Source organism: Streptomyces sp. NPDC053541 (genome assembly GCF_044544705.1).
GTDB lineage: Bacteria > Actinomycetota > Actinomycetes > Streptomycetales > Streptomycetaceae > Streptomyces.
Map to the genome: position 1 here is coordinate 688157 of NZ_JBITXM010000003.1, position 22547 is coordinate 710703.

Sequence of the window (22547 nt, forward strand, 5' to 3'; positions counted from 1 at the left end):
GCGGTCGGCGGGGCAGGGTCAGCGACGCGCCGTCACTTCCCGATCCACGCGTTGCGGATCGTCACCGTCGACGTGTTGCCCTGCCGGTCGGTGACCTCGGCGGCGAGGGAGATCCCGCGGTCCTCGGCGGGGCTCGGCACGACGATCGCACCGGCCACGACCTTCACCGGCTGCCAGGTCCTGCCCTCGTCGTCGCTCACCGACACGGTCAGCGACTTCAGGTTCGGGCCGGCCGCCGCGCCCTGCACGGTCACCGGAACCCGGACCCGCTTTTGTGCCGGGATCCGCGAGGCGAGGTCGACGGGGGCCGCGAAGCGGACCGTCGACACCGGCAGCGCGGTGGTGGCCGCCACCTGCCGCGAGCGGAAGGCGAAGCCCACCTCGATCCGGGTGCCGGCCGCGGCGGCCGTCGCCGGGCGCTCCACGAAGGACGTCAGCCGGTACGCGGCCTCGGCCCCGTCGACCGTGAAAGGCACCGTGCCGCTCAGCGGATCGTCGTTCTCGGCCACCTTGACCCCGTTCCGGTAGAGCACGCTGCCGGCCGAGGCGTACGGGCCGGAGCCCGGGTGCCCCGCGCCGTCGGCGGCCGGCGGCACGGCCCCGACGAGCCGCTGCTCGCCCGTCACCGGATCGGGCGCCGTCCGGAAGACTCCCAGGCCCTCGCCCAGGACCGGGCCGAAGACCCCGGTGTTGAAGGTCTCCCGGTACGTGCGGCCGGCCTCGTAACGCTTCGGCGCGGCCGTCTCGTAGGCGGCCTCCAGGGCCGGATAGCCCCACTCGTCCGGCTCGCCCAGCTGGTTGAAGCGGGTGAGCCAGCGGACGCCGTCGGCGGTGGACACGTAGAAGGTGCGGGTGCCCGGCAGTGCCTGGCGCGCGGAGAAGCCGTTGCCCTCGGGTGCGCCCGGCAGCTGCGCGTACGGGGAGGCGAGCACGGTCTTCCCGGGGACGGAGGCGCCCAGGCCGACCTTGAGCACGGCCAGTTCCTCGGCCCGCACGTGCCGGGCGTACCCGGTCGCGACCGTGGTCGCCGGGCCGCCGAAGGCCACCGCGTACTGGCTGGTGGCGTCCTTCAGGAAGTGCGCGTCCCAGGTCTGCAGCAGGGAGCCGTCGGTGACGGCGGGGCCCTGGTGCGCGGTGCGGAAGCCGGTGAAGCCGCGCAGCACCCAGCCGTTGCCGACGCGCCCGATGCCGGTGGCGAGCTCGTAGTACGTCCCCGCGTGGTCCGCGGTGTCGATGCCGGGCACCGTCAGGTCCACCGGCCGGGTGGTGCGGGCGTCGGAGACGACCGTGGTGTCGGCGGTGACGTCGAGCCGCGGCCGCGCGATCCAGTCCGTTCCCGCGGTGTAGTCCGAAGGGTCCTGGTAGACGGCGGTGTTGAGCGTGTACGTGCCCTTGGGGACCCGGAGGGTACGGGCGTCGGACCCCTCGTCGACCCGGGCCTGGAAGCCCGCGGCGGGCCCGGCGACCCCGGTCAGGGTGCCGACGAAGGATCGGGCGTCGGCCCCGTCGCGGCCGAGGGTCCGCAGCGTGAGGTCGTACGACTCGGCCTCCCGCACGGCCACCGCGGCCGTGCGGACGGAACCGCCTCCGCCGGTGGCCGTGACGTACGCGGAGTAGCCGCCGTCGGCGTCACCGATCCGGGTGTCGGCCACCACCTCGACCTCGGCCTTCCCGCCCGCCGGCACCGTCACCGTCCGCGCCCCCAGCCGGAAGAAGCCGGCCGGCGCGGGCGCGCCCGACGGGTCCGCGGCGGACACCTTCAGGTCGAGCGTGACGTCCGCGGCCCCGAGGTTGCGGTAGACGAGCGTGCGGGTGACGGGCTCGTCGTCGGCGTGCGGCCACAGCGCGGTGCCGAAGTTCAGCGAGGCCTGCTCGGCGACGACGCCCGCGTCGAGCGCCCGGTCCACCCGGATCCGGCCCGTGCCCTGCTGGAAGACGCCGGCGTCGACGCCCTCGGCGGAGCCGGTCAGCGCGCCCTTCAGCTCGGCCGCCGTCCAGTCCGGGTGGCGCTGCTTGAGGAGGGCGGCGGCGCCCGCGACGTGCGGGGTGGCCATCGAGGTGCCGTCGAGCCGCAGATAGCCCGGCGCCGGGTGCGGAACGCCCGGGCGCGTGTCCAGGGCGCTGCCGGCGGCGGCCGCCGCGGCGATGCCGACGCCGGGCGCGGTCACGTCCGGCTTGACCGCCCCGTCACCGAGCCGCGGTCCGGTGCCGGAGAACGGCGCCGGCCGGTCGTCCCGGTCCACCGCGCCCACGGTCAGCGCCGCGTCGGCGGTGCCCGGCGAACCCACCGACGACGCACCGCTCTCGCCCTCGTTGCCCGCGGCGACCGCGAACAGGACGCCCTTCTCGGCCGACAGCCGGTCGATCGTGGCCTCCAACGGGTCCACACCGGGGCTGTCGGGGCCACCGAGGCTCAGGTTGACCACGTCCGCGCCCTCGGCTGCGGCCCACTCCATGCCCGCGATCACGGCGGAGTCGTCCCCGTACCCCTCGTCGTCGAGGACCTTCCCGCTGATCACCTCCGCACCGGGAGCGACTCCCTTGAACCGGCCGCCCGACGCCGCGCCGGTGCCGGCGGCGATCGACGCGACGTGCGTGCCGTGGCCGACCCGGTCCACCGCGTCGGCGGAGGCGGAGAAGTTCTTCTCGCCGACCACCCGCGTGTTCAGGTCCGGGTGCGTCCGGTCGACGCCGGTGTCCAGGACGGCGATCTTCACGCCCTTCCCGTCCACGCCGGACGCCCACGCCCGGTCGGCGCCGATCTGCCGGACGCTGTGGTCGAGGCGCGCCCCGCGCACCCCGTCCAGCCACACCTTCTCGATCCCGGCGGCGGCGACCCGGGCCCCGCCGCTCCGCCGGTCGGTCAGCGCCTCCCAGACCCGGGCCACGTCCTGCTGCGACGCGGCACGGACGGCGTCCGCGCCGAGCGTCGGGAACGTGCGCCGCGGCCGGCCGTCCCCGGCGGCGCGCACCTCGGCGCGCGCGGCGCCCGCGGCCCCTTCGTACTGCACGATCAGCTTGAGCCCGGCCCCGTGGCTCCGGCGCAGCCGCGGGTCGGTGAGGACGGAGAGGTCGAAGAGCCGCTGGTCGAGGCGGCCGCCGGCGATCAGGCGCTCCGCGTCGGCGGGCACCACCAGGGTGTGGTCCCCGGTGCGGCGCACCTGGACGGGTATGTGCTCGCGGCCCTCGGCGGGGTCGAAGGCCACCATGCGGCCGGCGGCGTTGACCGTCACGCGGTCGCCGGTGACGAGCGGAAGGGTACGGGTGTGGGCGGAAGCGGCCGGCAGGGCTCTCCCGGCCGTGGTGGCCGAGGCGGCCGTGACGGCCGGGGCGGTCATGCCCGCGACGAGGGCCACCGAGGTGGCCGTGGCGACGGTGAGGGTGCGTGTTCGGGACACGGGTGCGCGCAAGTCTCCCCCTGGAGATAGGGACGGGGTCGAGTGGTCGGAACCGGCCGGGGGAGCGAGCCGCTCCGCCGGCGGTCCGCGCAGTATGTGAGCCGGGGGAGAGGTGATCAACTGCCCCCGAGGCAAAGGCAGTCGGGTCCCGCGACTTCCGGCCGACCTGCGGGCCGCGGGTGCGATGGGGCCACGACGAGTGTGTGACCGGAGCGTGACGGGACGGCGATCCTTCCACGACAGAGGCGACCGCCGACCCGTCCGGAACACGTTCCGGCGCAGGTCACGCGGCCGCCTCGGGCCCGGCCCCGGCGCGCGCGGAGCCGGGCCCTCCTCTTGGCCGTATCCCCACCCGGCCGGAACCGTGCTCCGTCCGGGCCGCGCCTACGGCCGCGCCGTGCCTACGGCTGGGCGTCGAGCCAGCTCAGCTTGTGCCCGTACAGCACCCGCTGGCAGTAGTCCGTGCCCACCGGATCGGAGGCGTCCCGATTGGCCGTGCAGTCCGCGGCGGAGCCCGGCCGGTGCTCGGAGAGGGACCACAGGCGGCCGGTGCCGCGCTCGATGTAGAGGTCCTCCGCGCCCCGCGCGGTCTTCACGGCCTGCCCGGACGCGACGAGCTGCCCGTCGGCGCTCCAGGTGTAGCGCCAGAGGTTGCCGGGCTCGTCGGTGCCCTTGGACTCGTTGACGTACAGCGTGCCGCCCGCCGCCGCCGCGCCCTGCGCGCCGCCGCTGGCCAGCGGCAGGTAGTTGGCCCAGCCCTCCGCGGTCACGTCGGACGTGCGGCCCTCCAGGGCCGCGACGGGGTACGAGGCGATGCGGCCGGTGGACGGGTACCCGGTCGCCGGGCGGCAGTACTCGCCCATGAGCAGGCGGTCCGGGACGGTGCTGCGGTCCAGCGAGATGTACGAGGCCTTCGGCGCGCCGGTCGACACGCAGGAGTAGGAGCCGGCCGGGTTGCTCTGGGTGGCCTTGAACTTCCAGGCGGCGACCTGTGGCATGACGTAGCGGTAGCCGAAGCTGTACCAGACGTTGTCGTGCCGGCCGACCTTCGTCTTGTCCTCGGTGTTCGCGGTGGTCGGCACGCCGTCGGTGTCCGCGCCCATCGCGTCGTGCGTGGTCGGGTCGCCGTCCGGATCCAGGTCCATGATGGAGCGCATGTCGAAGACGCGCAGGCCGTTTCGGGTGTCGGCGACGTAGAGGTAGTTGCCGTACCAGACGATCCCGCCGGCGTGCACGCCCTTCTGGATCGGGTACTCGGAGGCGTGCAGCCCGTCGAAGGAGACGTGGTCGGCCGAGTTGACGTACGTCCAGCCCAGCAGGACGTGCCGGTACTTGATCTCCGGGCTGCCGGTGGCCGGGTTGATCCGGTTCTGCACGAAGGTGACGCGGACGCCCTTCTGGTTGCAGGCGTCGTTCGCGGCCAGCTCGGCCGCGGTGCAGTCGCCGGTCGCCGGGTCCGGGTCGGTCTCCCGGCCCGGGTCCCAGCCGTCGTACGAGGCGAACAGCTGGATGTTCCCGGCCTCGCCCCACAGCTCGTTGTCCTTGGCGTCGGAGACGCCGGTGAAGCCCTGCGGCACCCACTCCTGCGACACCGAGTCGTCGTTCTGCAGGCAGTACTTGGTGTCGGGGTCCGGCGCGGTCCCGAACGGGTCGCGGGAACACCACGGCGTCACGGTGCGGTTCGCCCCGGCGAGCAGGTTCTGCACCCCCGACTTCGGCAACACCGCGTCGAGCCGGGTCACCCGCGAGGTCGTCTCCGCGTTCAGCGCACCGGGCGACAGCGTGAAGTCCCCGGGCGACGCCGCCCCGCCGGGTGCGGTCCACCCGCTCACCGCGAACGACGACGACGGCGCCGCCTGCGCCGCGAGCGGCTCCTGCACGGCGGGGTCCCCCGCACGGCCGGCCCCGTCCCGCGCCTGTGCGGCCGGCGTCGCCACCAGACCGGTGACCACCAGCGAGGCCGCGGCCGCCGCCGTGAGCCAGGCGCGGCGTATTCGCCTTGAGGGCATGTGAGGTCGCCTCCGTTGATGAGGTGTCAGACAGCAAGTCGAACGGAGGGTTCCAGAACGCCCGAGCGATGCGCAAGGGTGAGGGATGTGCCGCCAATGCGGCTTATGGGGTGGGCGGTTGGAGCGGAATGTGCCCTGTTGGACGCCGCCGGCGGCCGCCGGGGGAGCGGAGCCCGCCGCCGGATCCGCACAAGATCCACACCAGTGACGAGAGGGGGCGAGGACGGATGACGCCCGGAGGGTCCTGGACCGGTGACGACCGCGAGTTCGGGGGTGAGGTGCACGCGCGCTGGCTGACCATGCTCCATCGATCGACCGCGGATCCCGGCTACCGGGACGAGTGGTACGACGAGCAGTGCGGCGGATGCCGCTTCTGGCTCGCGTTGAGCGGCGAGCCGGGTCTGGACTGGGGGGCCTGCACCCACGCGAGGTCGCCGTTCGACGGGCGGGTGCGCTTCGAGCACGACGGCTGCGACGCCTTCGCCGTACGCGAGGACGGCTCGTTCGGCTGAGGGGATCCGACTGCGGCGGGGGATGGTCGGATCCCGGAGGGGGGTTCAGCGGGCCGCCGTCCGGGGGCGGAAGGTGCGGCGGTATGCCTGCGGGCCGATGCCGATCGTGGCGTTGAGGTGGCCGCGCAGGGAGGCGCCGGTGCCGAGGCCCGAGCGTTGGGCCACCAGGTCTACCGGCCAGTCGGTGGTCTCCGGGAAGTGGCGTGCGAGCTCGACGCGTTGCCGGGTGAGCCACTGGCCGGGCGTGCTGCCGACCTCCTCGCGGAAGCGGCGACTGAAGGTGCGGACGCTCATGTGGGCCCGCTCGGCGAGACCGGCCAGGGTGAGCGGTTCGGACAGGTGCTCCAGGGCCCACGCCCGGGTCGCGGCCGTGCTCCCCGCCGTGGGCTCGGGGAGCGGGCGTCGGATGAACTGCGCCTGGCCGCCCTCCCGCCACGGCGGTACGACACAGGAGCGGGCCACCTCGTTGGCGACCCGGCTGCCGTGGTCGCGGCGCACCAGATGCAGACACAGGTCGATGCCCGCCGCGACCCCGGCCGAGGTGAGGACGTCGCCGTCGTCGACGTACAGGACGTCGGGGTCGATCCGGGTACGGGTGAACATCCGCTGCAGCCGGTCGGCTTCGCGCCAGTGGGTGGTGGCGGGGCGCCCGTCGAGCAGCCCGGCGGCGGCCAGGACGTACGTCCCGGTGCAGATCGCCACGATCCTCGTGCCGGGCCGGACGGCGTCCAGCGCGCGGCGCAGCGGGCCGGGCAGCCGGCCCTCCTCCCGGATCGGCCCCAGCCGGTGGGAGGGCGGCACCACCACGGTGTCGGCGGCGGCCAGGAGGGAGGCGTCGTGGGAGACGGCGCTCGAGTCCGCGGCCGCGGTCTTCGGGCCCCTGGCCACCCGGTACCTCACCGGCGCGGGGCCGGACGTGATCGCCCGGCTCGCGGAGGGCCTCGGCCTGACCGAGCAGGCCGCCGGCTCCCGCCTGAGGCACTACCAGTACCTCTCCTTCTGACCCTTCTGAACCTTCTGAGCCCGGGCCGCCGCGCCCCTGGGGCGTCGGGTCGCCGACCCGCCCGCGCGCGGGCGCCCCCACCGGCCCCGCGCCCCGGCGCGCGCCCGCGCCGCCCGCCGCCCGGCCCTCTGGCAAGCCCCCCGGGCCCCGGGAGGCCGGCCCCGTCCGCCTCAGCTGAGCGTCTTCACCGCCGCCGCGTCGTACGGCTTCAGCTCGTCCGTGCGCCCGGCGAGGACCTTGGCCGCCCACTCCGGGTCCTGGAGCAGCGCGCGACCGACGGCGACCATGTCGAACTCGTCGCGCTCCAGGCGGTCGAGGAGGTTGTCCAGGCTGCCGAGCTCCGCGCCCTGGCCCGCGAAGGCCTGGATGAAGTCGCCGTCGAGACCGACCGAGCCGACGGTGATCGTGGGCTTGCCGGTGAGCTTCTTCGTCCAGCCCGCCAGGTTCAGGTCCGAGTCCTCGAACTCCGGCAGCCAGTAGCGGCGGGTGGAGGCGTGGAAGACGTCGACGCCGGCCGCGGCGAGCGGGGTCAGGATCGCCTCCAGCTCCTCCGGGGTCTCGGCGAGCCGCGCGTCGTACGCCTCCTGCTTCCACTGCGAGTAGCGGAAGATCACCGGGAACGTCGGCGAGACGGCCGCGCGGACCGCCGCCACGATCTCGGCCGCGAACTTCGTGCGGGCCACGGCGTCGCCGCCGTACGCGTCGGTGCGGCGGTTCGTGCGCTCCCAGAGGAACTGGTCGAGGAGGTAGCCGTGGGCGCCGTGCAGCTCGACGCCGTCGAATCCGATGCGCTCGGCGGCAGCGGCGGCCTCGGCGAAGGCGCCGATGACGTCGTCCAGGTCGCTCTGGGTCATCGCCTTGCCGGCGCCCTCGGTGCCGTCCACGCCGATGCCGGAGGGGCCGACGACGGGGGCCTCGGGGTACGGGGCCTGGCCCTGCCGGCGGACCATGCCGATGTGCCACAGCTGCGGCACGATCGTGCCGCCCGCCGCGTGCACGTCCTCGGCGACGCGGGCCCAGCCGGCCAGCTGCTCCTCGCCGTGGAAGCGCGGCACCCGGTCGCTCTGGCCGGCGGACGGGTGCCCGACGTACGTCCCCTCGGTCACGATCAGGCCGACGCCCGCGGCGGCGCGGCGGGCGTAGTACGAGCGCACGTCCTCGCCCGGGATCCCGTCCGGCGAGAACATGCGCGTCATCGGTGCCATCGCGATGCGGTTCGGGACTGTCAGGCCGTTCAGCGTGACGGGCCGGGAAAGGATCTCGGCGGCGCGGGAGGCGGGGGACTCGGTGACGGTCACGGGGACGCTCCTCGGGACGAAAACTTCACAACGTTGATGCTTGAGAACTTCATGCAACGGTCTGCGAGGGTGACGGTAGAGGTAGATATTTGAGGTAGTCAAGTTTCTCCGGGTAGAATGGCGCCATGACGGAAGCTCCTCGCACCGACGCGGCCCGCGTCGACACCGCCCAGCTCATGGAGCTGCTCTCGGTGTCCCTCGGCGTCTACTACGGCGACTTCACGGTCGCGGCGGCGAGCGAGAACCTCACGGCCAGCCAGGGCAAGGCGCTCACCGTGCTGCGCCGCGGCCCCGCCGCGATGCGCGCCCTCGCCGAGACGCTGACCTGCGACGCCTCCAACATGACCGGCATCATCGACCGGCTGGAGAAGCGCGGCCTCGTGCGCCGCGAGCCCGACGCCGCCGACCGCCGCGTCAAGAACGTGATCCTCACCGCGGAGGGCGAGCGCGTCAGTGACGCCATCCGCGCGCGGATGCACCTCACGCGGGACGGCCTCGAAAGACTCGACGACGAGGAGCGGCGCTCCCTCCACGCCCTGCTGGAACAGGTCTTCGCGCCCCGTCCGACGGACTGACCTTCCCGCCGCCGACCGTTTCTCCCGCCGGGTGTCCGCCGGGAGGCCGGGGCGCCCCGCTCCCTCGGGCGCCCCGGCCCCCGGCGAGAACCGGACGTGACGGCCTAGGTGTCCGCGCCCTTCCCCTGCGGGTCGCTCGCGCCCCGGAAGAGACCGAAGGTGCGCGTCAGCGCGCGCAGCGGCGAGGACTCCTGCTTGGGCGGGGCCGCCGCCGGCGAGGGCGCCTGGGGCGCCCCGGTGCCGCCCGTGGCCTCGGCGAGCGCCGCCAGCGCGGACTCCGCGGCCTCCCGGTACAGGTCGCAGGAGGCCGTCATCGCCTCCAGCGCCTTGGCGTACCGGGTGACCATGGCCTTCGCGTGGACCAGCTCCTCGTCCGGCGTGAAGAGGTGCCAGCCCTGGCGCAGCCGGGTCAGGACCGGCTCGGCGTCGGGCGGGAGCGGCAGCGGCAGGGTGGCGAACTCCTTGATCCTGTCGAGGAGTTCGGTCGGCTCCGTGCCGTCGAGGAAGACGTTGCGGACGGTGAAGCGCTCCGCCTCGTAGCCCGCGACCGCCGGCGAGGGCGGCAGGACGACGGCGCCGCCCCGCGGAATGCCCACCCCCAGCTCCCGCTTCAGCGCGAAGTCGGCGATCAGCGCCTGCTCCGGCGTGGCCCGGTGCTCGACGACCCGGTGGCGCAGGCTCGGCGGCAGGAAGGCCGTGACCGGCTGCCGGCCCAGCGCGTCCGGCGTCATCGCCTCGTGCACCACGACGTGGATGAACCAGCTCTGCCGGTGGCAGGCGCGCAGCAGCCGGCGCACCTCGTCGTCGTCCTTGGGCAGGTGGTTCGCCGCCCGCAGACGCACCTCGGGCACCGCGTCGTGGTCCCAGGCGACGTGGTCGCTGTCGGGCCAGAACACGGTCGCGGGGGAGGGCCACGCGGCCTCCCAGGCCCGCTCCGCCTCCGCCGCAAGGACCCACGCGACGCCGTCCCCGTCCGTACGGCGGGACTCCGGGTCGTACGTCGTCAGCTGCGCCCGTACGGTGACGCCGTCGGCCACGCGCCAGCGGGCCTCGAACACCCGGCGGGCGTGGGGGCCGGGATCGGCCGTCTCGTCGCGGGGGTAGAGGTCGGTGGAACGGGCCGCCTCGACGGGATCGAGGTCGAGGTAGTCGTCGATCACCCGGGCCGCCTTGAGGGCGATCAGATTGCGCCTGACGTCCCGCTCGGGCTCGGGCCCGGTGTGACGCCCGCGCCCGAGCCACGCGGTGTCGGGGACGGGGGTCGGAGGAGTGCTGTTCTTGGCCATGGAACCGTTCGGTGGATGATCGGGGCGGGCCAGACCAGTATGGTCCCCGGCCCGGACGGGCGGAGCGATACCCCGCCCATTCACCCCACCCGGTCCGTCCGCCTCACCCCCCGTGACCGGCGAAGGCGCCTCCGGGCCCGACCACCGCCATCAGGGGGCGCTCGCCTCCGAAGCCCGGGGTGTGGGCTTCGGAGGCGAGGACGCCCTCCCGCACTAGGACGATCGGCGCCAGACCCACGCCAGGGCGGCCCCCGGCGTCACGCAGGAGAGGAAGGCGGCGGGACGGGTCAGACCGCCCGCGTCCAACCCCAGGGCGGTCGGCAGCAGCAGGAGCAGGCCGAGGAGGGCGATGCCCAGGGCGGGGAGGTGTACGGGCGCGGCGAACCGCCGCATGCCGCGCGGCATGTCGTGGCGGAGGAGCCCCGTCAGGAGCGCCCCCGCGAAGAAGACCGGCATGAACGTGACGAGGATCAGCCGGGTGCCGATCACCCCCGTGCCCCAGCGCCGGCCGTCCTCCAGGACCGGCGAGTCGGGGCGGGGGTCGCCGGGCGCGTAGTGGACGTCGATGCTCATGCCCGCCTTCGGCGGCTCGTAGCGGGTGTACATCCCCGGCACGGTGACCTCGCGCAATCCGTTCTCGTACGGGACGCGCAGGACCAGGTCCGTCTCGAAGTACACCGGCTCGTCGGAGGCGTTGCCGCGCACCGGGTCGCCGGCGAGGCGGGCGACGGTGACGGAGTAGCGCCCGAAGCCCGCCGCCTCCAGGCGTTCGGTCTCCCGCCCGTACTCCGGCGACACCATGAACCCGAGGTCGAAGCAGGCCAGCGTTGCCAGCGGCACCAGCCAGGCCACCAGCCACGCGAGCCCGCGTCCGCCGGCCGGGGGCAGGCCCGTGCGGAGCGGGGCCCGGAGCGAGGCCACGATCCAGGCGACGGCGAACACCACGGCGAGCGCGACCAGGCCCGTCTCGACGATCAGCGGCGGGTACGGGCTGACGCCCCACAACGCGCAGCCGACCGCCGCCGCGGCGCTGAGCAGCGTCCCCCAACCGGTGAGCGTGGTCCACGCGCTCCGCCGGTACGCGGGTCTCTTCCGCGGTGACGCCTTCTCCAGCTGCACCATGCCTGTCCCCCCTGGACACCCTGCCGCACGCGCGACGCGTGCGGGACCGCGGGGCACCCTAGCCCAGGCACGGAGCGCACTCCCGTGCCCGGTCAGGAGGCGCTGCGGCGCCTCAGCGCGTAGAGGGCGATGCCGCCCAGGAGCAGGACGCCCGCGCCGATGCCCAGGGCCGGGGCGAGCCTGGCCAGGAGCGAGGTGTCGCCGGTGTCGTCGTCGGCCTGGTGGCCCGTCGCGCGCTCGGCGGACGGCGAGGGGGCCGGCAAGGGGCCCCGCGCCGTCTCGTCACCGAAGTGGAACACGGGTCCGTTGTCGGGGCGTGGCGTGCCGGAGACGTCCACGGTCAGCGAGATCGGGACGACGATGCCCTTCGCCCTGGCATCGGGCTCGGCGACCTGGGCCTGGATGTAGTAGGTGCCGGGCGCGTCGTAGCCGTCGGAGTCCTGCTCGGTGATCTCCCAGGGGCCGCAGACCCGCTCGACGTGCCCGGTCCGGCCGGCCAGGAGCTCGGTCGAGTCGTGGTCCGCGTTGCACAGGGCCCGCCGGCGCTGGGGGTTGTAGACGTCGAGGCTCCAGCCGGTGGCCGCCGAGGCGGGGAAGTCGCCCGGGATGTCCACCCCGGCCCTGATGGTCAGTTTCTGACCGGCCTTCAGTTCCACCCGCCAGAACGGGGCTTCGCCGACGGTGATGGACTGCCGGTGGGTGCCCGGCCCGATGGGGGTGGCGCTGTTGAAGGAGAAGCCGCCCTCGGCGTCGGCGCCGGTGCGGGGTTCCGGCACGCGCGCGCCCGCGGCGCGGGTCGTCTTGTCGGCGAGGCCGACGAGCAGTTCGACGGGCATCGGCTTGTCCCCGGCCTTGGTCACCCCGTTGTGGACCATGATGCAGCCGGTGTCGTCCGGTGCGGGCGTCTCGCCCCCGGCCCCGGGCTTGCTGCGGCCGCCCGCCGAGATGATGTTCGCCCAGCCCATGGACTGCTCGAACTCCCGCAGCCAGGCACGCGGTTCGCCGTCGCCGGCGGGGCCGGCGGAGACGGTGATCAGGGACCCGCGCGCGTACCCCTCCTCGGCGACCGCGGTGGCGCTCACCTGGAGCTGCTGGTCCGGCCGCTTCTTGACCCGGTAGTAGAGGTCGCGCCCGCCGGTGAACCGGTCCAGGTACTGTCCCGGGGCGACCAGCGGGGCGCTCGCGCAGTCGACGTGGGAGCCCTCGACCGGCGTGCCGGTGGCGTGGTAGGTCCGCCACTCCTTGCGGAACAGGGCGCCCAGGTTCGCGGTGAGCGAGTCGCCGTCCTCGGCGTCCGCGTAGGAGCCTCCCGTGACCTCGGCGATGCACGTCAGCTGCGCCCGCGCCGCCGAGGGCGTACGGAACCCGACCACGTCCACGGCGAGGTCGACGCCCTGCCCCTTGAGCTCCCGGGCCACGTCGCACGGCGGCGGCGGGGCGCAGGTGTCCTCGCCGTCCGAGACCAGCACGATGCGGCGCTTGCCGTCCGTACCGAGGTCCTTGGCGGCCTCGCGGAGCGAGACGCCGATCGGCGTGAACCCGACGGCCTTGAACCCGGCGACCCGGTTCCGGGCCTCGGCCCGGGCCGCCCGGTCCATCGTGGCGACGGGCAGGACCTGCTGCGTGTCGGCGCAGCCTTGCTTCTTGTCCTGACCGGGGTACGTGGCGCCGTAGACGCGGAGCCCGAGCCGGGCCTCCGGGGGCGCCGTGTCGATGATCCGGCTGACGGCCTGCTTGGCCGCGGCGAGGCGGGTCTGGCCACCGGCGTCGTTCTGGTTCATCGACCCGGACAGGTCCAGGACGAGGTCGATCCGGGCGGGCTCCTCGGCCCGGGCCGCCGCGGGCGCGGCGCCCGCGGCCCCCGCCGCCGGGGCCAGGAGCGCGCCGGCGAGCAGCACGGGCAGGACGGCGCGGGCCTGCGGCCGGCGGGGGCGGAGTGGTGGTCTCGTGTGCTGCATGAAGCGAACTCCAGGGAGGGACGGGGACGGTGCATCGGGTTCGGCCCCAACTCCCCAGACAGGCAAGGAATGTGAGCGCCGGGGTGCCGGACCTGATCACTTCGACGATGAGCAGATGCGAACGGTTCCCCGGGACCGGAAAATGCCTGAAGGCCTGGCCTCTCTTGCGAGGCAAACCGAGATCGACATCCCGATCGCAACCAGATTCACGCCGAGGGCGGCGGTCACGGTCCGGCACCGGGAGCCGCCGCCGGAGGCCGTTCTGCGCCATGATGGCGGCATGGACGACCAGACCTCCGCATGGGTGACCCTCTTCTCGTACGAGAACCTTCCCGGCCGCCCGCAGCCGGGCCGGCTGACCGCCGTTTGACTGCGGGACCGGGGCATCGACTGGAACCCCTTCGCCGACGACGAGGTGCGGATCGACCTCATGTGCGGCATCCGCGAGGACGGCCACTGGCACGGCACCTTCGCCGTACGCTTCCGCGCCGACGCCCTCCGCCGCCTCGGCCTCCACCCCGACCAGCCGACCTCCGCACCGGCGGACCCGCAGGCACCGAAATGGTGGGGGCCGTGGGCGAGATGAGGCTCCGCGGGCTTGGCTCCGCGCGGGCTGTCGCACCACGACGCCGTCCGAAGGATCAGGGCCCCCGGCCCGCCGTCCCGCCCTCGCCCCGGCCCGGGCGCGCCGGTTCGTGCCCGATACTGCCTGCATGGGGGATCACGACACCGCGCGCACACGTCTGCGCGCCGCACTGCGCAGCAGCGATCCGTGGACCGCGCTGAGCGTGCTGCACACCGGCCGGCCCGGCCCGTCCGACCCGGCCGGCGCACCCGAGCGGCCCGAGCGAGCCGAGCAATGGGCCGCGGCGGTCGAGGAGTTGTACCGGTCGGACGCCGACCGGACGGCGTACGGCGGTCACCTCACCTGGTTCCTGGGGAGGCTCGGCGAGGCCGGGGCCGAGGTGCTGATGCGGCTGGTCGCCGAGCCGGCCTTCTCGCCCGCCGAACGCCGGGACCTACTGGCGACCGCCGTGGGGCGCGGGCTTCGTCTGCCGGCCGCGGTGCTGGAGTCGTACGCACGACAGCACACGGAGTCCGGCGGCGGCGTCGACGGCCCGCCCGATCCCGTGCTCGTCAACGCCATGGGACTCTCCGGCGACGTGTCCTTCGCGCCCCGCCTCGGTGCGCTCCTCGACGATCCCGACGCCCCGCGCGGCCGGGCGGCGCTCGCCCTCGGCCGGCTCGGCGCCCGCGCGTGGACGGTGCCGATCGCCGAGCGCCTGCCCGTGGAGACCGGACTCGACCACGTCGCGTTCGCCGTCGCCCTGGAGGTCATGGGCGACCGGGCCGCCGTACCGCACCTGCTGCGGTGGCTGGCCGAGAGCCGCGAGGAACGGGTGTACGACGTCCACCACGCGCTCGTACGGCTCACCGGCCGCGACCCGCTGCTCCCGGAGGGCGCGAAGGGCGCCGAGTACGCGGCGGCCGTGCGCGCCGCCTGGGCCGACGGCCGCACGGAACCCGCCGCCCCGGAGGTCCGCGACCTCGTCGTGGAGTCGGGCGCGCGGGCCCGGTTCCGCGTCGAGGAGGGCGCGGGCCGGATCCGGGTCGCCTTCGACCCGCCGCTGCCCGGCTCGTCCTGGCCGCGCTGGGACCGTTCTCTGACGTTCGACGGCAGGCCGCTGTACCGCGTCGGCTCGGTCTGCGACACCTGCGAGCTGGGCCTGTCGTTCCTCGGCTGGCCGGACGCCGAGGCGCGCCGGATCGCCGCCGGCCTGCGCGGACGGCTGGCCGATCCACACCACCTGGACGCCGCGCTGCTTGCCGACCTCACCCCCGTACTCGCCGAGCTCGCGACCGGCCACTACCGCGCCCTCCTGCTCGACCTCCCGCTGGAGCGGGTGACGGATCCGGCCCGCTCGTGGTGGCACCTGCGCGCCCAGGCCCGCCCCGTGGAGGACGACGACGGGTGCGACGAGGACGCCCGCCCCGAGGACGCCTGGCCCGGCGTCGCGCACTTCCAGCTCCCGACACCCATTCCGGACGCCCGGATCCCGGCCACCTACGCCGCCGTACTGCCCTCGCAGCCCCCGGAGGCGCTCGACCCGGCGGCCCTCGCCCGGCACGCGGCCGCCCTGGCGGCGGGGGAGCGGCCCGCCGCCGTGGTCCTCGGCTGGGTCGACGACCGGTACGTGGAGGCGCGCGACGAGGAACGCTGGCTCGTCGGCGTGGTCCTGGACGGCCACCACCGCCTCACCGCCTACGCCACCGCCGGCCTGCCGGCCCGGGTGCTCTGGATCGCCCCCATCGGCGAGGCCCCCGGCGCGGACGGCGGCCTGGAGGGCCTGGCGGAACTGTCCGCCGCGTACGCCGTGCGGGAGTGAGCCGGGAAAACCGCTCGCCCCTGCGGGACCGTGCGCGGAAACCGGTCGGCTGACTGAAACCGGCGCACGCGCACCTGACGGAGGGAGGGCGCCCGCCCTGCCGCACCACCGTGACACCCTGCCGTTCCCCGAGAACCTCGTGCCGCCGGCCACCGGCCCGGACGGGACGAGGAAGCCCGGCTGCGCGCGCTGGTCGCCGCGTGGGTCCCGCCCGTGCAGGTGGACGCGATCGTCCGGAGCCGGTACAGGAAACGGGCCGAGGGGCCCAGGGCTGGAACCGGTGCGACCGCTACGGCGGGTCGATCGGCAACCGGGTCACCGGAGTGAGTTCGGTGACCGCCCCGACGAGGCCGCCGACCGGGGCGTCGCCGCCCTCCTGGAATGGCGCGCGTGGCGGAGAGCGGACGGCGCGACGCTTCGGCGAGCCGGCGCCACCACCGCACGCCTCGCCCGAGGACCGCAGCCGGAGCCTGGCGCGGGCGTGCCTCCGGCTCGCCACGTACGCGCTGAACTCCGGCGCGGAAAGCGGCTGATACGGCCAGGCGGCCCGCCCGCGCGGGTGGTTCCTCGCCGCCACCGGCATGGACGCCGCCGACCTGGCGAGGCGCAGCGGGATGCTCAACCACCGCAGGCGGTGAGCCGGCCCCACCGTTCAGCCGGTCTGTTCGGCCAGGGCGAGGATGATGCCCGAGGGGCCACGGAGGTAGCAGAGGCGATAGATGTCCTTGTACTGCGCCACCTCGCCGAGCAGTTCGGCGCCGTGGGCGCGCAGGCGGCGGATCGTGTCGTCGATGTCGTCGACCGCGAACATCACCCGGTGCATGCCGAGTGTGTTCGGCGGCGGATTCCGCGTGCCGTCCCCGATCGCCGAGGGCCTGTGGTACTGCGCCAGCTCCAGCTTCCCGTGCCCGTCCGGCGTCCGCATCATCGCGATGGTGCTCCGCACCCCGTCCAGCCCGACCGCCTGGTCCGCGAACAGCCCCTCGATCTGCGCCGTGCCCTCGACCTGCATCCCCAGCTCGGTGAAGAAGGCGACGGCGGCGTCCAGGTCCTCGACGACGATGCCCACGTTGTCCATCCGCTGAAGCGTCATCCCGGTTCTCCCTCTGCTCGCGTTACGGAACCCATCGATGCCACCGGTATACCGAGCCCGGCTCCGGCACCCCGGGCGCGACACCGGGTGCGGGGCGAGTCCGCGTCACTCACCTTCGCGGCGTTTCGGCCACACCCGGTGTCGTAGGGCGCCCATGCGCCGTACGGGTCGATGCACAGCACACGAACGTACTTTCGCCTGTTTCCGGGGTTCGATTGCCGTCCGATTCCGCTGTGCTCGCCTCGCGCTCCCACCTCGATCGCCGCCACCGCGGTCCTCGCGATCCGGACCAGCTCCGCCAGCATCACCGATCTGGTCGTGCGCGTCACCGACGTCCAGGGCGAGGCCCTCTTCGTCGCCGACCTGGAGCGCCTGTGCGCGGAGGCCGTCCAACGCGCGGTCCCCGACGGCGGAAAGGCCCTGCCCGAGACGACGCCGGAGATCCGGTTCGAGAAGGTCACCTACACCTACCCCGGCAAGGAGACGCCGTCCCTGCGGGACGTCGACCTGGTGATCCCCCGGGGCAAGACGGTCGCCCTGGTGGGCAAGAACGGCTCGGGAAAGTCCACCCTGGTCAGCCTCCTCAGCGGAGTGCGGCTGCCGAGCTCCGGACAGGTCCTGTGGGGCGGCGTCAGCACCGCAGAGGCCGACCGGGCCCAGCTCTTCGGCCGGGTGGCGATCGTCGCCCAGGACTTCTTCCGCTGGCCCTTCACCGCCCGCGTCAACATCGGCATCGGCCGCAGCGACGTCCGGTGGGACGACGAAGCCATCCGGGACGCCGCCGCCTACGCCGGCGCCGACGAGGTGATCGCCGGGCTGCCCCGCGGACTCGACTCGCTGCTCGGACGTGGCTACAAGGGCGGCCAGGAGATCTCCGGCGGCCAGTGGCAGAAGCTCGGCCTCGCCCGGGCCAGATTCCGCCACGGCGAGCTGCTGATCGTCGACGAGCCCACCAGCGCGCTCGACGCGGCCGCCGAGCAGCGCGTCTTCGACCAGATCCACCGCCTCGCGGACAAGGGCCAGACCACCGTCCTGATCACCCACCGCCTCGCCAGCGCCCGCCACGCGGACGTCATCTACGTCCTCGACGAAGGCCGCGTCGTCGAGACCGGCACCTTCACCGAGCTCATGGACCCCGCGATCGGCACCGGCGCGTTCCGCGACGCCTACGAACTCCAGGCCCGCCAGTACGAGACGGCCCCCGTCCCACCCCCACGCGACCGCGCCGCCGAGCCGAAGAGCCGCCGATGACGCGCTGATGACCCCGCGGCCCGACAGCTGTTGCGCAGGGGGCCGGTGCCACCGCACCAGCACCGACCTGGACCCGACAGCAGGCGGGTCCGGAGTCATCGACGTAGACGGTCGCCGTAGCGCCGACGTCGTGTCCCTCTAAGCTGCTCCCGGAACACGAAACAGGAGGTCGACCACCGTGGCCGACGAGGAGCAGGGGCTGGCCGAGGAGCAGCGGCGGCACTGGCAGGAGACGTACGCGGCGCACCCCGGCATGTACGGCGAGCGGCCCTCCGCACCGGCTCTGCACGCCGCCGGCGTCTTCCGTGCCGCCGGGGCGCGGGACGTGCTGGAGCTCGGGACCGGGCACGGGCGCGACGCCCTGTACTTCGCCCGGGAAGGGTTCACCGTCCGGGCGGCCGACTTCAGCCCCACCGGGCTCGAGCAGCTGCGTACCGCGGCGCACACGCAGGGCGTGGCGGCGCGGGTCACCACGCTGGTGCACGACGTGCGCGAGCCCCTGCCGCTGCCCGACGACTCCGTGGACGCGGTCTTCGCGCACATGCTGCTGTGCATGGCCCTGTCCACCGAGGAGATCCGCGCCGCCGTCAGCGAGGTCCGCCGCGTCCTGCGGCCCGGCGGCAGCCTCGTCTACACCGTCCGGCACACCGGTGACGCCCACTACGGCGCCGGCACGGCGCACGGGGACGACATCTACGAGCACGGCGGCTTCGCCGTCCACTTCTTCGACCGCGCCCTGGTCGACGGCCTCGCCGAGGGCTGGACCCTGGACGAGGTCCACGCCTTCGAGGAGGGCGACCTGCCCCGCCGCCTGTGGCGCGTCACGCAGAGGCTGCCCCGATGAATCCGGCCGACATCACCGTCGACGGCACCGGTCTGCTGTGCGTGACCCTCCTGCTGCGCCTGCGCAAGGAGATCGAGGGCGCACCCCCGGGCACGGTCGTCCACGTCGTGGCCACCGACCCCGCGGCCCCGCTCGACCTCCCCGCCTGGTGCCACATGACCGGCCACCACTACCTCGGCCCGGTCCCCGACCCCAACGGACGCCCCCTCTACGCCCTGCGCCTCACCCCCGAAGCCCGCCCCACCCGACCCGACGCCCCCTGGCACCCGGCCACCTGAGATCCCGGACACCTGATCGGCGCCTCCACGCTCCGGAAAGGAAGACTCAGCCGTGTTCGACCACATCGCAGGCCTGCGACCGGCCGAGGCCGCGCGTTGGACCGACCTCGTCGAGCGATGCCGACCCGTCCTCGCGGACGACGGAATGGACGCCGTGCAGACCCTGCTGGCCGCGCAGGGCATGGGCATCATCCCGTCGATCGCGATCACCCGCGCCTTGCTCGGCTGGCAGGAGACGCCCCTCGGCGTCGCCGCCGAGATCGTGACCACGAGCTCCGCACGGACGGACCCCGCCGACACCGCACCCGCGCCCGCTCCCGGTGGCCCTCCGCACCACCGGGAATAGCCGGGCGCCACGGCCGCTCGACCGGACGAAACCCCTCCCCGGTCGGCCCGGCGATCATGTGAGGAACAAGAACCACCCCGATGCGGCGACCGGCGTCGCGCAGAGAGCGAGGAACGGCGTGAAGCTCGCGGACCAGATGGGCGACTGGCTCGACTCGGACCAGGCCGCGTACGTGCTGGGGCTGGCGCTCGGGGCCATCACGGAGGATGTTCCCTTTTCGAGGAGCAAGCGACTCTTCTGGGAGGACGGCCCGGTGTCGCGGGGCCTGCACGCGGCACTGCTGGCCCTCGTCGAGGCCGGAATCCTGGAATCGCGGGACGACGACGAGCAGTTCCGCTGGGCGCTGACCGGGCACCTGAACGACTTCGGGCGGCCGCAGGAGCACCGCCTCGGCGACGACGGCAGGCGGTGAGGCCGGTGTCGCCCCGCATGCGCACCCGTACGACCGACCCGGACTCGCCCGGCCCGCCGGCCGTCCCGAGAATCGCGTTGACGACCCCCACCCGGCAGTGCTGGAGTCGGCACGTGGACAGCATCCCCGCCAACCGGCGGCTCTGGAATCAGATCAGCGGCACCTACCAGCGCGAGCACGACCCGCAGATCGGCGCCGCACCCCGGCTCTGGGGCATGTACTCCATCCCCGACGCGCGGCTGCGCGCCCTCGGTGACGTCGCCGGGCGGCGGGTCCTCGAACTCGGCTGCGGCGCCGGGCAGTGGTCCAGGGCGCTCGCCGCCGAGGGCGCCCGGGTGGTCGGGATCGACCTGTCCGAGGCCCAACTCGGTGCCGCGGCCAAGGCGATGGGGACGACGCGATACCCGCTCGTGCAGGGCGCCGCCGAGCAGCTCCCCTTCGCCGCCGACAGCTTCGACCTGGTCTTCTGCGACTTCGGGGGGCTCAGTTGGGCGCCCCCGCACCTCGCCGTTCCCGAGGCCGCCCGCGTCCTGCGCCCGGGCGGGCGGCTGGTGTTCAACGTCGCCAGTCCATGGTTCGAGGCCTGTTACGACGAGGCCGCCAGCCGTGTGACCACGACGCTGCAGAAGGACTACTTCGGTCTGGACGCGATCGCCGAAGGCGACGGCGCGACCAGCTACCAGCTCACCTACGGCGACTGGGTCAGGGTCCTGCGCGGTGCCGGTCTCGTCATCGACGACCTCATCGAACCGCGGCCGGACCCCGGAACACCCAACGGCTACAACGAAACCGACCCGCCCGACTGGGCCCACCGCTGGCCCGCGGAACTCCTCTGGGTCACCCACAAACCGTGAGCCCCGCCATGCCGAGACGTCCCCACGCCCACCAGCCGACGCCCGACGACATCGAGGCGTGCTTCGTCGCGCTCGTCGAGGGACGCCTGACCCGGGACGAGGCAGACCGGTGGGCCGCGCGGTGGATGGCCGACGACGGGCTCAACTGGGACGACGTGTCCTGGTGGGCCCTGGGCCTCCTCCACGGCATCGACCTGCCGGCGGACGAGAGTGGCGCCTCCCTGCACGACGACGAGCAACTGCGCACCTGGCTCGCCGAGCTGAGGAGCCGCCGGGCCACGTGAGCCGGCGCCGGGGCGCCGCGCGACGAAGCAGACGCCGAGGGCTCAGGCACCCTCCACACCGGACGGCTGCTGCCGCACGCCCTGCGCCGGTTCGCGCTCCACGGACGTCCCCACCGCCTCGGACCTCGTCAGCCACAGACCCGTGAACACGGCGGCGGCCAGAGTGAGGGCGCCGGCCGTGAGGAAGGCGCTGTCGAGGCCGGCCTCGAAGGAGGCGCCGCCGGACTGGCGGGTGCGGACGACGGCGCCGAGTGCCGCCACGCCGAGCACCGCGCCGATCTGGCGGGTGGTGCTGCTGACGCCCGAGGCGAGACCACCCTCCTGCGGGCCGACCGCCTGGATGGCGGCTCCCGTCAGCGGCGACATGGTCAGGGCGAAGCCGGTGCCGACGACGGCGAGCCGCCACCACACGTTTCCGTAGCCGGTGTCGGCGTGCACCGTTCCCAGTGCGAGGAGTCCCAGTCCCGCCACGGCCAGGCCGGCGGTGACGACGACGCGGAATCCGTACCGGGCGGCGAGCCGGCCCGCGTACGGGCTGACGACCACCATGGCGAGGGTGGTGGGCAGGGTCTGCAGTCCGGCACGCAGGACCGAGCTGCCCTGCACGTACACGAAGAACTGGGAGAAGAAGAACGTCGAGCCCATGAGGGCGAACCCCACCACGACCATGGCCGTGTTCGACACGGTGAACAGCCGCAGCCGGAACAGCCGCAGCGGCAGCATCGGCGTGGCGCGGCGCGCCTCGACGGCGACGAAGGCGGTGAGGAGGGCCGCCGCGGCGGCGAGGCCGCCCAGGATCACCGGCGACGTCCAGCCGCGGGCGCCGCCCTCGATCAGCCCGTACGTGAGGGCCCCGACCCCCAGGACGGAGAGCACCGTGCCGGGGACGTCGATCGCGGGGGCGCTCGGGTTGCGCGCCTCTGCGAGGCAGCGCCCGCCGAGGACCAGCAGGACCGCGCCGATGGGCAGGTTGACGAGGAAGACGGCGGGCCATCCGAAGGCCTCGGTCAGCACCCCGCCGGCCACGGGGCCCGCGGCCAGACCGATGCCGCTGAGCCCGGCCCAGAGGCCGATCGCCTTGACGCGTTCCTGCGGTACGGGATGGGCGGCGGCGAGCAGGGCCAGCGAGGCCGGGCTGAGCGCCGCGGCCCCGATGCCCTGGAGCACCCGGCCGGCGACCAGCCAGCCGAGCGACGGCGCGAGGGCGCACACCACGGAGGCTGCGGTGAACACCGCCACGCCCGTCAGGTACACCCGCTTGCGCCCGAACCGGTCGGCGAAGATGCCGCCGGACAGCAGCAGCATGGCGACCAGCAGGACGTACGCGTCGACGATCCACTGAAGGCCGGTCAGTTCCGTGTGCAGCCGCTGCTGCATGTCGGGCAGCGCCGCCCCGACGATCGTGTTGTCGAGCAGGACCATGAACTGCCCGAGGCAGGTCACCGTGAGCAGCATGCCCCGGTTCGATCGGCTGCCTGCGGTGGCGAGTGACGGTGACGACGATGCGGCCATGCGGACTCCTCTCCCTTGTCGGGCGCGCCCGGTCGCGCCCATGAGCGCCCGGTCGCGGTCGACGCGGGTGGCGATGGACCGGGCCGGCGGCCCGATAAATGCAGTCGGTGACTGCGTTAGTGGAC

19 protein-coding genes and 1 pseudogene are annotated in these 22547 nt (G+C 74.2%); 11 read left to right on the forward strand and 9 right to left on the reverse strand.

What is annotated here, in order from left to right:
• Positions 1-32: 32 nt before the first annotated feature.
• Together ACIGW2_RS10365 and ACIGW2_RS10370 are read right to left on the reverse strand one after the other, a co-directional pair.
• On the reverse strand, positions 33-3398 hold the full coding sequence (locus tag ACIGW2_RS10365; RefSeq protein ID WP_399842654.1) for a S8 family serine peptidase: 3366 nt from the start codon (positions 3396-3398) through the stop codon (positions 33-35).
• 401 nt (positions 3399-3799) lie between these two features.
• Entirely contained in the window at positions 3800-5407 is a 1608-nt protein-coding gene (locus ACIGW2_RS10370) for a hypothetical protein (protein ID WP_399842656.1), read from the reverse strand.
• A 227-nt stretch (positions 5408-5634) separates the two neighbouring features.
• On the opposite strand from ACIGW2_RS10370, the gene ACIGW2_RS10375 reads away from it, so the two are divergent.
• A complete protein-coding gene (locus ACIGW2_RS10375) occupies positions 5635-5919 on the forward strand; it encodes a DUF3027 domain-containing protein (protein WP_399842659.1) in 285 nt (94 codons plus the stop codon).
• A gap of 45 nt (positions 5920-5964) precedes the next feature.
• Here the strand turns inward: ACIGW2_RS10375 and ACIGW2_RS10380 are convergent.
• Together ACIGW2_RS10380 and ACIGW2_RS10385 are read right to left on the reverse strand one after the other, a co-directional pair.
• Positions 5965-6768, reverse strand: a pseudogene (locus tag ACIGW2_RS10380) (GlxA family transcriptional regulator); the annotation flags it as partial.
• A 324-nt stretch (positions 6769-7092) separates the two neighbouring features.
• Positions 7093-8220, reverse strand: a complete 1128-nt coding sequence (locus ACIGW2_RS10385; protein ID WP_399842662.1) for an NADH:flavin oxidoreductase — start codon at positions 8218-8220, stop codon at positions 7093-7095.
• Between the two features lie 176 nt (positions 8221-8396).
• On the opposite strand from ACIGW2_RS10385, the gene ACIGW2_RS10390 reads away from it, so the two are divergent.
• Entirely contained in the window at positions 8397-8795 is a 399-nt protein-coding gene (locus tag ACIGW2_RS10390; protein WP_391652451.1) for a MarR family winged helix-turn-helix transcriptional regulator, read from the forward strand.
• 104 nt (positions 8796-8899) lie between these two features.
• On the opposite strand, the gene ACIGW2_RS10395 is transcribed toward ACIGW2_RS10390, so the two are convergent.
• The 3 genes from ACIGW2_RS10395 to ACIGW2_RS10405 all read right to left on the reverse strand — a co-directional run bounded on the left by ACIGW2_RS10395 (position 8900) and on the right by ACIGW2_RS10405 (position 13161).
• A complete protein-coding gene (locus ACIGW2_RS10395) occupies positions 8900-10081 on the reverse strand; it encodes a hypothetical protein (protein WP_399842664.1) in 1182 nt (393 codons plus the stop codon).
• Between the two features lie 213 nt (positions 10082-10294).
• A complete protein-coding gene (locus ACIGW2_RS10400) occupies positions 10295-11203 on the reverse strand; it encodes a hypothetical protein (protein WP_399842667.1) in 909 nt (302 codons plus the stop codon).
• 92 nt (positions 11204-11295) lie between these two features.
• Positions 11296-13161 (reverse strand): VWA domain-containing protein, encoded by a 1866-nt coding sequence (locus tag ACIGW2_RS10405; protein WP_399842669.1) that lies wholly within the window; start codon positions 13159-13161, stop codon positions 11296-11298.
• 415 nt (positions 13162-13576) lie between these two features.
• On the opposite strand from ACIGW2_RS10405, the gene ACIGW2_RS10410 reads away from it, so the two are divergent.
• Both ACIGW2_RS10410 and ACIGW2_RS10415 read left to right on the forward strand, forming a co-directional pair.
• Positions 13577-13747, forward strand: coding sequence for a hypothetical protein (locus tag ACIGW2_RS10410; RefSeq protein WP_391652484.1), 171 nt, complete (start codon positions 13577-13579; stop codon positions 13745-13747).
• Positions 13748-13874: 127 nt separating this feature from the next.
• Positions 13875-15548, forward strand: a complete 1674-nt coding sequence (locus tag ACIGW2_RS10415; RefSeq protein ID WP_399842672.1) for a hypothetical protein — start codon at positions 13875-13877, stop codon at positions 15546-15548.
• A 652-nt stretch (positions 15549-16200) separates the two neighbouring features.
• On the opposite strand, the gene ACIGW2_RS10420 is transcribed toward ACIGW2_RS10415, so the two are convergent.
• The gene (locus tag ACIGW2_RS10420) at positions 16201-16641 is read right to left on the reverse strand and encodes a VOC family protein (protein WP_391651771.1); all 441 of its coding nucleotides are present in this window, start codon (positions 16639-16641) and stop codon (positions 16201-16203) included.
• A 318-nt stretch (positions 16642-16959) separates the two neighbouring features.
• Here ACIGW2_RS10420 and ACIGW2_RS10425 point away from each other — a divergent pair, with 318 nt between their 5' ends.
• The 7 genes from ACIGW2_RS10425 to ACIGW2_RS10455 all read left to right on the forward strand — a co-directional run bounded on the left by ACIGW2_RS10425 (position 16960) and on the right by ACIGW2_RS10455 (position 20910).
• A complete protein-coding gene (locus ACIGW2_RS10425) occupies positions 16960-17892 on the forward strand; it encodes an ATP-binding cassette domain-containing protein (RefSeq protein ID WP_399842675.1) in 933 nt (310 codons plus the stop codon).
• Between the two features lie 178 nt (positions 17893-18070).
• The gene (locus tag ACIGW2_RS10430; protein WP_399842678.1) at positions 18071-18736 is read left to right on the forward strand and encodes a class I SAM-dependent methyltransferase; all 666 of its coding nucleotides are present in this window, start codon (positions 18071-18073) and stop codon (positions 18734-18736) included.
• Positions 18733-19014: a sulfurtransferase TusA family protein gene (locus tag ACIGW2_RS10435; protein WP_391651768.1), complete on the forward strand. Its 282-nt coding sequence runs from the start codon at positions 18733-18735 to the stop codon at positions 19012-19014. Before ACIGW2_RS10430 ends, ACIGW2_RS10435 begins: the two co-directional genes overlap by 4 nt.
• A 52-nt stretch (positions 19015-19066) precedes the next feature.
• Positions 19067-19360, forward strand: coding sequence for a hypothetical protein (locus tag ACIGW2_RS10440; protein ID WP_391651767.1), 294 nt, complete (start codon positions 19067-19069; stop codon positions 19358-19360).
• A gap of 118 nt (positions 19361-19478) precedes the next feature.
• On the forward strand, positions 19479-19772 hold the full coding sequence (locus ACIGW2_RS10445; RefSeq protein ID WP_391651766.1) for a hypothetical protein: 294 nt from the start codon (positions 19479-19481) through the stop codon (positions 19770-19772).
• Positions 19773-19885: 113 nt separating this feature from the next.
• Entirely contained in the window at positions 19886-20626 is a 741-nt protein-coding gene (locus ACIGW2_RS10450) for a class I SAM-dependent methyltransferase (RefSeq protein ID WP_399842681.1), read from the forward strand.
• 8 nt (positions 20627-20634) lie between these two features.
• Complete coding sequence (locus tag ACIGW2_RS10455; RefSeq protein WP_399842683.1) at positions 20635-20910, forward strand: hypothetical protein; 276 nt, start codon at positions 20635-20637, stop codon at positions 20908-20910.
• Between the two features lie 42 nt (positions 20911-20952).
• Here ACIGW2_RS10455 and ACIGW2_RS10460 read toward each other — a convergent pair whose 3' ends face one another.
• Positions 20953-22422 (reverse strand): MFS transporter, encoded by a 1470-nt coding sequence (locus ACIGW2_RS10460; RefSeq protein WP_399842685.1) that lies wholly within the window; start codon positions 22420-22422, stop codon positions 20953-20955.
• Between the last annotated feature and the right edge of the window lie 125 nt (positions 22423-22547).